9 protein-coding genes are annotated in these 8,835 nt (G+C 42.8%); 1 reads left to right on the forward strand and 8 read right to left on the reverse strand.

Translation table 11 applies throughout. From position 1 onward, the window contains the following. Positions 1-323 precede the first annotated feature (323 nt). The 8 genes from ABFQ95_05960 to ABFQ95_05995 form a co-directional block, all read right to left on the reverse strand. Positions 324-812 (reverse strand): dTDP-4-dehydrorhamnose 3,5-epimerase family protein, encoded by a 489-nt coding sequence (locus ABFQ95_05960; GenBank protein MEN8237069.1) that lies wholly within the window; start codon positions 810-812, stop codon positions 324-326. Continuing rightward, complete coding sequence (locus tag ABFQ95_05965; GenBank protein MEN8237070.1) at positions 809-2,029, reverse strand: class I SAM-dependent methyltransferase; 1,221 nt, start codon at positions 2,027-2,029, stop codon at positions 809-811. Before ABFQ95_05965 ends, ABFQ95_05960 begins: the two co-directional genes overlap by 4 nt. Continuing rightward, positions 2,016-2,993: a GDP-mannose 4,6-dehydratase gene (locus ABFQ95_05970; GenBank protein ID MEN8237071.1), complete on the reverse strand. Its 978-nt coding sequence runs from the start codon at positions 2,991-2,993 to the stop codon at positions 2,016-2,018. Before ABFQ95_05970 ends, ABFQ95_05965 begins: the two co-directional genes overlap by 14 nt. Further along, the gene (gene rfbF / locus ABFQ95_05975; GenBank protein MEN8237072.1) at positions 2,993-3,760 is read right to left on the reverse strand and encodes a glucose-1-phosphate cytidylyltransferase; all 768 of its coding nucleotides are present in this window, start codon (positions 3,758-3,760) and stop codon (positions 2,993-2,995) included. The genes ABFQ95_05970 and rfbF overlap by 1 nt, the downstream gene beginning before the upstream one ends. A gap of 35 nt (positions 3,761-3,795) precedes the next feature. Next, positions 3,796-5,385, reverse strand: a complete 1,590-nt coding sequence (locus tag ABFQ95_05980) for a Gfo/Idh/MocA family oxidoreductase (GenBank protein ID MEN8237073.1) — start codon at positions 5,383-5,385, stop codon at positions 3,796-3,798. Next, positions 5,378-7,132 (reverse strand): ABC transporter ATP-binding protein, encoded by a 1,755-nt coding sequence (locus tag ABFQ95_05985; GenBank protein ID MEN8237074.1) that lies wholly within the window; start codon positions 7,130-7,132, stop codon positions 5,378-5,380. The genes ABFQ95_05980 and ABFQ95_05985 overlap by 8 nt, the downstream gene beginning before the upstream one ends. Positions 7,133-7,316: 184 nt before the next feature. Next, a complete protein-coding gene (locus ABFQ95_05990) occupies positions 7,317-7,910 on the reverse strand; it encodes a hypothetical protein (GenBank protein ID MEN8237075.1) in 594 nt (197 codons plus the stop codon). A 22-nt stretch (positions 7,911-7,932) separates the two neighbouring features. After that, positions 7,933-8,148 carry a DUF6356 family protein gene (locus ABFQ95_05995; GenBank protein ID MEN8237076.1) on the reverse strand — a complete coding sequence of 72 codons (216 nt, stop codon included), beginning with the start codon at positions 8,146-8,148 and terminating at the stop codon, positions 7,933-7,935. A 149-nt stretch (positions 8,149-8,297) separates the two neighbouring features. Between ABFQ95_05995 and ABFQ95_06000 the strand changes: the two genes are divergently transcribed. Further along, the coding region (locus ABFQ95_06000) for a GDP-mannose 4,6-dehydratase (protein MEN8237077.1) at positions 8,298-8,835 on the forward strand (538 nt) is incomplete at its 3' end.

Raw genomic sequence — 8,835 nt, forward strand, 5'->3', positions numbered from 1 at the left:
TTGTTTAGAATTGTAAAAACATATTTCCTATAAAAATCGGCAATTTGTGACAACTTTTATCGAATATAATCTTTTCCCACAGAATCCGTTATAATGAGGCATCATAAATAATGGAGATCAAGTTACGATGTTTTTTTTGCATTAATGTAATTATTTTAACCGTTTCAGGATCGTCCAGGCCTTTTAATGTGATTTTTTCTCCCAAAAAATTAAAACAAACAGACTCAATAATTCTATTTATATTATGCTCTATACTGACTAGAATATCGTTTTTTTCATAAAACGATTTTATATGAGTGTAGCCGTTATTTTTAATCTCGGATTTATATTTTTTGAACATCAGTATCTATGCCCTTAAAATACTTCTCAGTTTTAATTTCCACCGTATTATCCTTCACATAAACCTGATCCATCATATAAAACAACTCAGTATTATCGTCCAATGTCTTATATCCGTGTGCAAACCCCTTGGGAATATAAAACATCCTACCATTATCCTCGGAAAGAACGTCTCCATACCACTGATTATAGGTTGATGAATTTTCTCTTAAATCTACCATAACGTCATAAACCGATCCACGGGTACACCTTACAATTTTTGTTTCCTCATATGGGGCTTCCTGGTAGTGCATACCACGTATTTGGCCTTTTGTCTTGTTAAACGAAGTGCTCATCTGGATAAAATTTGTAACCAGGCCATGCTCGGCAAACTCTGCATTACAAAACGTTCTTGCAAAATACCCTCGTTCATCATGATGTGGGTCAAGCTCAATCAGGTATGCACCCTGAAGTGGTAGGGGCGTAAACTTCATGGAGCTAGCTTAACCTTCGGTAGGGGGATAATGAATTTGTTTCCCTTATTAATAAAATCCTTTTGCTGATCCATAATTTCGCCAGCAAAATTCCATGAAAGTAGCAGAGCGTGAGAAATGCCTGCCTGAGCCAATTTCGTGGGTGAGAAAATTTCTAATTGCTTTCCTGGGGTAAATTTCCCGACCTTTGCAGGACTGCGGTCGACGACAAACTCAAGCAAATCCTTACCTATGCCAAAATAATTAAGCAGTGTGGTGCCTTTCGCAGAAGCACCATAGGCTGCAATTTTTGCCCCTTCAGATTTTAGGGTTTTAAGCTTTTCAATAAGCTCTGCTTTTAATTCCTCTATTTGTCCCATAAAGTTTTGAAAAGTTATAGGCTTATGCAAGCCAAAAGTTTCTTCCTCTTGAAGCGTAGATTGAACAATTGCTTGAGGTTCAGACTCACCCGTGTGGCTTACGAAAAGCCTTAGACTGCCGCCGTGTATGGATAGCTTTTCAATATCGATAATTTCGAGATCATTATTTTCAAATACCTTTTTCAAGGCACGTACAGAAAAATAGTACACATGCTCATGGTAAACAGTGTCAAACTCGAGGTTCTTTACCAAGTCTAAGAAATACGGCACTTCAATTATTGCCTTGCCATTCGGTTTGAGCAGGGTCTTTATCCCCCTGATAAAACTATTGATGTCGGGAACGTGGGCCATAACATTGTTAGCGTGAATGATATCGGCTTTTTTTCCCTCACTCGATAGTCGAATAGCAAGTTTTTCACCAAAAAAGTCGCATAAGGTTGGAATGCCATTTTCGTTAGCGTGCTTTGCTATATTCTCTGCGGGGTCAATTCCCAAAACTTTGACATCTTGCTCGACATAGTTTTTAAGGAGATACCCATCATTACTGGCAATTTCTACAACCAAAGCATTAGCAGCAAGTGTTGGTAAAATTTGCTCAACCAAACTGGATGCAGACTTTAGCATTGTGTCTGAATTGGATGAAAAATACACGTATTCAGAAAATAATTTCGTAGGATCCACTAGATCTTTGAGTTGAGCGAGCCCGCAAGCATCGCATAACATCACTTCAAGATTATACTGCTCACACTCAGCAGCATTAGAAGATGGCAGCAGAGCGTTGGCCAGAGGTTGCATTCCAAGGGGAATGATTGAGTGTAATTTATCACTGCTACATGCACGACACTTAAGCAACGTCAAAATACTCCTTATACCAATCAATGGTTTTTTCGAGGCCCGTTTCGAGACCAAACTTTGGTTGCCATTTCAAAAGGTTATTTGCCTTGCTTGAGTCGAGATATTGCGCCTGAATCTCGCCATGATTTTCACCCCGAATAACCGGTTTCAGGTTTGAATTTAATGCTTCAAGAATCATCAAAGTCAAATCATTAACATTTTTTTGAGTTTCATTTGAGAAGTTAAAAGCTTGTCCTTTTAAATCAGGATTTAATGCAAGAGCTTCACTTAAAGTCATATAGGCGCTGACAGCGTCTTCCACATAGATGTAATCCCGAATGAGAGATCCGTCAGAGCGAATAACTGGCGCTTGGTCTCGAATGATTGACCTTATTGTGCCAGGGATAATCCGATTCCAGTTCAAATCTCCTCCACCAAAAAAATTGCCACAGCGGGTGATGGCAACTGGTACGTCAAATGTCTTTGCATAACTGAGGCTGATCATATCAGCGCAAGCCTTGCTGACATCGTAAGGGTAGGCGGCTCTTAGTGGCATATCTTCTTTGTAAGGGAGTTCTGGAGCATCACCATAGGCTTTGTCAGATGAGGCAACGACCACAGAGGAAATGGATTGAACAAGTCGGCAGGCTTCTAATAGATTCCAGGTACCTGCAATATTCGATTCAAAAGTTGAAAGCGGATTTTTGTTGGCAATGGGTACAATTGTTTGTGCCGCTAAGTGTATGACTGATTCAATTTCGTATTCAGCCAGGATCCTTTCAAGTTTTCTCGAATCGGAAAGATCGCCCCTTACAATCGTTGTTTTCTCAAACAGCTTGGATGCTATCAGTTGAGTTCCGGGAACCCAATCTCTGAGTAAAATAACGACATCAGTGCCTTTCTCGAGCAACTTCTCAACAAGCCAACCTCCTACCAGGCCGCTTGCGCCGGTAATAAAAGTTCGTCGATCTTGCCAAAAGCTCTGCATTACCATGTCCTCCAAGGAGCTTCCCCAGAGACCCATAAGCTTTCTAAATATCTCAAGTCTCTAAGTGTGTCCATGCACTGCCAAAATCCATCATGGCAATAAGCAGATAGTTGCCCTTCTTGAGACAAATTTTCCAAAAGTTCAGCTTCCAATGAGCTTTTTGTACTCTTGATCATATTCAAAACTTCTGGCTCAAAAACCATGAAGCCACCATTGATCCACCCTTCACCTGTCTGTGGTTTTTCGGTAAATTTTTTCACCAAACCATTTTCCATAAACAATCCACCATAGCGGGCAGGGGGCCTGACTGCTGTAACGGTTGCAAGTTTTCCCATTTTCTTGTGGTGTTTGACAAGTTCATCAATATTAATATTTGCAACACCATCGCCATAGGTAACCATGAAAGTTTCACCTTTAACCCATGGCCCTAGACTTTTAACGCGTCCACCTGTCATTGTGTCTAGGCCTGTTTCTTCTAAGTGAATATTCCACTCATCTTGCTCGCGCTGAAGGATCCTGCTTTCTCCATTTTTGATAGAGACGGTGATGTTTCCAGAGTATCGTACGTAATCTATAAAGTACTTTTTAATAAAATCGGCCTTATAGCCCAAACCTAAAACAAAATCATTAAAACCATAGCGAGCATAGATTTTCATAATGTGCCACAGGATTGGTCTGCCACCAACTTCGACCATCGGCTTTGGGCGATTTTCTGTTTCTTCGCTGAGGCGTGTGCCGAATCCACCGGCTAGGATAATTGTTTTCATTGTTGTTTGCTTATTTGTTGCAATTAGTTTGGCTTTTAGGCAGTCTTTTGCACATAAGCTTCCTTTTCGATTTTCTCACGGAGGGAATTGTTGCCATCAACCACATATCGTCTCCCCTCCCTCGGGCACACCAAATCATCCCCTAACTTTTCACCTGCGTGACTCACCCATCCAACTTGCCGAGCTGGATTACCAACCACGAGAGCCTGTGGTTTAACATCCTTGGTCACAACTGCCCCAGCACCGATCATAGAATAAGCTCCCAAGCGCACGCCACAGAGGATGGTAGCATTAGCGCCAATAGTTACGCCCTTTTCTACATGGGTTGGCAAAAACTCATCCTTGCGTTCAACTTCGGCTCTTGGGGTCATTACATTGGTAAACACACAAGATGGGCCACAGAAAACGCCATCTTCTAAGGTAATACCTTTATAAATACTAACGTTGTTTTGGATTTTGCAATTGTTGCCGACAACAACTTCAGCTCCAATCATGACATTTTGGCCAATAACGCAATTGTCTCCAACGCAGGCTCCACGCATCACATGGCTGAAGTGCCAGATCTTGCTGCCTTTACCAATGCTGCAATTTGCATCAATAATAGCAGTTTCGTGTTGGAAATAGGTCGGATCCCTCTCATCCATTGCAACATAAGCACCGGTGCGAATAGATTTTTGTGCAGCATCAAGAACGCGCAAAACATTTAAGCCTTCAGGACCATCTGTGCGTGGCTGTTTACCAGTTTCGATGCAATCAAGAAAATGCTGACATTCAAGCTTTAACGGCTCACTCACCTCAAGAGGGACAGGAGTCACTTCTGCTTTTTCTGGAGTTGGAACTCCTTTAATCCAATTCACTTGATGTGGATATATTTTTAATTTTTGACCCCATTCTTGGCCGTCGTCAAATACAGCCATTCCCTTATCTCCAACAACTACTAATTTTTGCTCTTTGAAAGGGTGCAGCCAGGAGACAAAAATATGCGCTTGCACGCCACTGGCAAAGTGCATATGGGTCGTCGTACTATCTTCAATTGTTGGATTAATGTGGCGTGCTCCGGTGGCGAATATTTTTTCAGGCATTTCTCCCGTAAGAGCTAGAATCATCGAGATATCATGCGGGGCAAAACTCCAAAGGATATTTTCTTCATTGCGGAATTTTCCAAGATTAAGTCTGTTGGAGTAGAGATATTGCAGTTTGCCTAGGGTACCATTATCCACCATTTGTTTGAGCTGTAAGAAGGCAGGGTGATATTGCAATAGATGCCCTACCATTAGAGTGAGATTCTTGCTTTGCGCTAGTTCACAAAGCATTTGAGCATCCTCTACCGAAACTGCCAATGGCTTTTCAACAAAAACATGTTTACCGGTGTCTAGGGCCTGTGTGGCTAATGCAGCATGATGGATTGCCGGAGCTGCAATCACAATGCCTTTGATATCCGGAGTGCTTAGAATTTGTTCCGACGTAAGCATGGGAACATTGTGCTTTTTTGAGAGATTTTGTGCTAGTGATTCATTGTGGTCACAAACAGCAGTGAGTGCACCCAGTTCTGCAAAATTACGCACTAGGTTTTTCCCCCAGTGGCCACACCCTATGACTGCAATTTGAGGTTGTTTGTCAGGCATATCTCTTCTCCTCGAACGCGCGTTCAGTGATTCCCTTGATCTCACCACCACTCATCTCAACAACCCGATCACAATCCTTCAACGTACTCAACCTATGCGCGATCATAATAACTGTCCGATCTTTGCTCACATCACGAATGGTCTGCATCACCTGCGCCTCAGTCGTATTATCCAACGCAGATGTGGCTTCATCAAAAATAAGTACCTCAGGATTTCGGTAGAGTGCCCTGGCGATTGCAATGCGTTGGCGTTCACCCCCAGATAAACGAATGCCGCGCTCACCCACAATTGTCGTCATACCATCGGGGAGTTTTGCAATGAACTTTTCAAGTTGAGCATCACGGATGACTTGTTGGACGCGTTCATGGTCAATATCTTCAGATTTTTCTCCAAAGGTAATGTTGGCTTCAATGGTATCATCGGTCAGGTAAATTGATTGAGGTACATAGCCGATCAGCTGATGCCACTGATGTGTGGTGACGGGGTACAGTCCATCAACAACGATTTTTCCTGTATGCGGTTTTAGAAGACCTAACAGCATATCAATTAAAGTGGACTTTCCTGATCCGGTTTCTCCGACAATACCGATGCATTCGCCTTTGTTGATTTCAAGGTTAATGTTTTTAAGAGCATCTTGCTCGGTATTCAGGTAACGAAAACTGGCATTTTTAATGTAGACAGATTGCTGAAAGGAAAAATCAGTGACATCTTGCAATTGCTCAGTTGTTGCCGCAGTGGTGTATTCCTTATACACTCTTTCGATGTTTGGAATTACGGCTTTAAAGCTGTTGAGCTGTCCTATTACTCGATTCAGCCCGGGCATCAGGCGAAAACCAGCATAAAGGTAAACTCCTAGTGTGCCCATCATTTGCTGCGGGCTGTCGTTCTTCAGGCACATATAACTAATGCTGATAACAAATAAACTTACAAATAACAGCTCTATCGCCAAGCGAGGTAGGTGATTGGTTGCAGTTTGTAAGGCTTGAATTCGGGATTGATGCCGGGCATGTTCTTGGTAGGCATCAATAAAGCTGTGTTTTTTGCCAAGCAGAATTATCTCTTTGAAAGCATGAAAAAATTGCAATAGGTAGTGGTGGCACTTCAAAGATGCTTCTTGTAGTCTTTGTCCCCATCGATAAAACAAGGGCAGTAATCCTTTGGCAATCCCAAAAACCAGAATGGCTCCAATGCTAAAAATAATTAAAGCAAGCGGTGGATTGACCCAAATGATCATCCCTACGAGACAGGTAAAAATAACGCCTTCCGAAAGTACGCTGGCAAGAGCAATCATGCCTGTGGAAAACACTTGGTCCGTATCTCCATTTACCACTGACAACCCATAAGACGAGTTCCTAGTCAAATAAACTCCATAGTCCATTTCGGCAAAGCGATGCAGTAGTTTGTTTTTGAAGTTGTAGCTCATGCGTTGGATTGTGAAGTTTTGGAAAAACACTTCAATAGCTGCAAATAGGTTTTTGACTAAATAGATCAAACCACACGCTATGGTGATATAAAAAACGGCGCTGCTTGGAGAAAGCTCTCCTGTGATGCCGACTTTTTTCAAATACCGAACGCCTGCCTCTGGGTCATTCAAGACTTGCGCAAACACAGCAACAACTGACGCTGTGATGATTTCAAAAAACGAAATCACCAAGGCAAACACACCCAGCAAAATACATTGCTTTTTCTCCTTGGGAGAAAGCAGGGCGTAGAGTTTTGCAGTGGCTGAAGCGATTGAGGGGGTCATGCAGATGTCAGAGATCAGATGTCAGAGTTCAGAAAACGGATGTCGGAGGCCATCAATCTGACCTCTGACCTCTGTTTTCTGAACTCTGGCACGCTACCGCCACCCGGGTGAAATCACTCACCCAGAGGCTTAAAATTAAAACACAGTTGGCGTGTTATACCACGCCAGCTTCTAAATTTTCTACTTATTTTTCTTGTTGTTGCCTGTCTCTTGAAACATACAAGAGGGCAGGGGTTAAAATACGTTCTTTAGTCCAAGTACCACATAATGTTTCATAAATTTCTTGCGGGTTTTGAATATCCACCAACATCACAGCGTCAAAACCTTTATCAGATAGGATCTTTGGTGCAACCCGACCAACATCCAAAGAACTCTGCATTGCAACAAGCTCTGCGATTTCAGCCAGTTCTCCATTGCCCACCAGAGCAATTTTACTCCAGCCTTTTTGTTCGCACTCGGCAAACAAATCAAGACATTGTCCGCGGGCGGATCGGAAAAATGTAAACGAACTTGTCAAATACTCTGTCGCTAGTTGACCTTTTTCTGCCAAGCCTTGGGGAGTTAGGTAATAGGCATATCGGTGCGCTGGGACTTCTTTGGCGCGTATCCAACCTTTGGTTATGGCGCGCTTTAGGTAAGAGTTGACAAGCCCCATGGCAACTCCAAGCTCTGACGCTCTTTTGCGCTGGGAAACCTTTGGGCTATGTTCAACGCTTTCCATCAGGCGCAGCATTACCTCGGATTTTATTTGGTTATTGGTTTCTTGAAAATTGGTCAATTCAAATATCTCTCACAAATCCTCAAGAATCGATGGGAGTACGGTGAACGTCTTCAAGCATTTTCTCGCATTCCTCAATTTTGGTGCTACCGGCTGTTTGGAACAAAAAGGGTAAAAAACTATGTATGATGAGAGAGGCAAAGGCGATACAGCACTTGACAGCAAGGGTTTGCGAAAACACCAGGTGTTGCCAGTAGGTAAACCCAAACTTATGCGGGTGGTCCGTGAAGATAGACATAATTCAATCAAGTCTCTCTTTGCCTGTTCATGTCGTGAACATAGCTGGCGGGTGCAAATGAGTCAAGCGGGAATTTTAACTTTCTTGAGAAAAATCCTAAAATCGGCTATACACAAGGCAACTGCAAACCTAAGGAGTAATAATAACTCATGACCACCCTCGTTACTGGAGTTGCCGGTTTTATCGGCTCACATGTAGCCCAAGCCTTGCTAGCAAAGGGCGAGCAGGTCATAGGCCTTGACAGTCTTAACGTTTACTATGATGTTGCACTCAAAAAAGCACGGCTTGCCAATTTGCAAAATCAATCGGGTTTTACTTTTCACAAGGTCAATATCGCCGATCGCAATGCTTTAAAGCAGGCCGTATCAAAACACCAAGATATTGATCGCGTTGTACACCTGGCAGCTCAAGCGGGAGTACGTTATTCACTGACAAACCCTGAAGCCTATGGTGAAGCTAACCTGATTGGGCATTTGAATATGTTGGAGCTGGCGCGCGCATTGCCAAACCTTAAACACATGGTTTATGCCAGTAGCTCATCGGTTTATGGAGCCAATACCAAGTTGCCATTTTCTGTTGTTGATCCAGTAGATCAGCCAATGTCCTTGTATGCAGCAACCAAGCGTTCATCAGAACTGATGAGCCATACGTATACTCACTTGTATCAGCTGCCCCTTACCGGTTTGC

The sequence above is a fragment of the Pseudomonadota bacterium genome (genome assembly GCA_039714795.1).
Taxonomy (GTDB): Bacteria; Pseudomonadota; Alphaproteobacteria; order JAGOMX01; family JAGOMX01; genus JBDLIP01.

What these genes read in the sequence shown, in the direction of transcription:
- ABFQ95_05995 (MEN8237076.1), bottom strand. Translation starts at nt 8,148, where the DNA reads ATGTCTATCTTCACGGACCACCCGCATAAGTTTGGGTTTACCTACTGG.
- ABFQ95_05960 (MEN8237069.1), bottom strand. Translation starts at nt 812, where the DNA reads ATGAAGTTTACGCCCCTACCACTTCAGGGTGCATACCTGATTGAGCTT.
- ABFQ95_05985 (MEN8237074.1), bottom strand. Translation starts at nt 7,132, where the DNA reads ATGACCCCCTCAATCGCTTCAGCCACTGCAAAACTCTACGCCCTGCTT.
- ABFQ95_05970 (MEN8237071.1), bottom strand. Translation starts at nt 2,993, where the DNA reads ATGCAGAGCTTTTGGCAAGATCGACGAACTTTTATTACCGGCGCAAGC.
- ABFQ95_05980 (MEN8237073.1), bottom strand. Translation starts at nt 5,385, where the DNA reads ATGCCTGACAAACAACCTCAAATTGCAGTCATAGGGTGTGGCCACTGG.
- rfbF (MEN8237072.1), bottom strand. Translation starts at nt 3,760, where the DNA reads ATGAAAACAATTATCCTAGCCGGTGGATTCGGCACACGCCTCAGCGAA.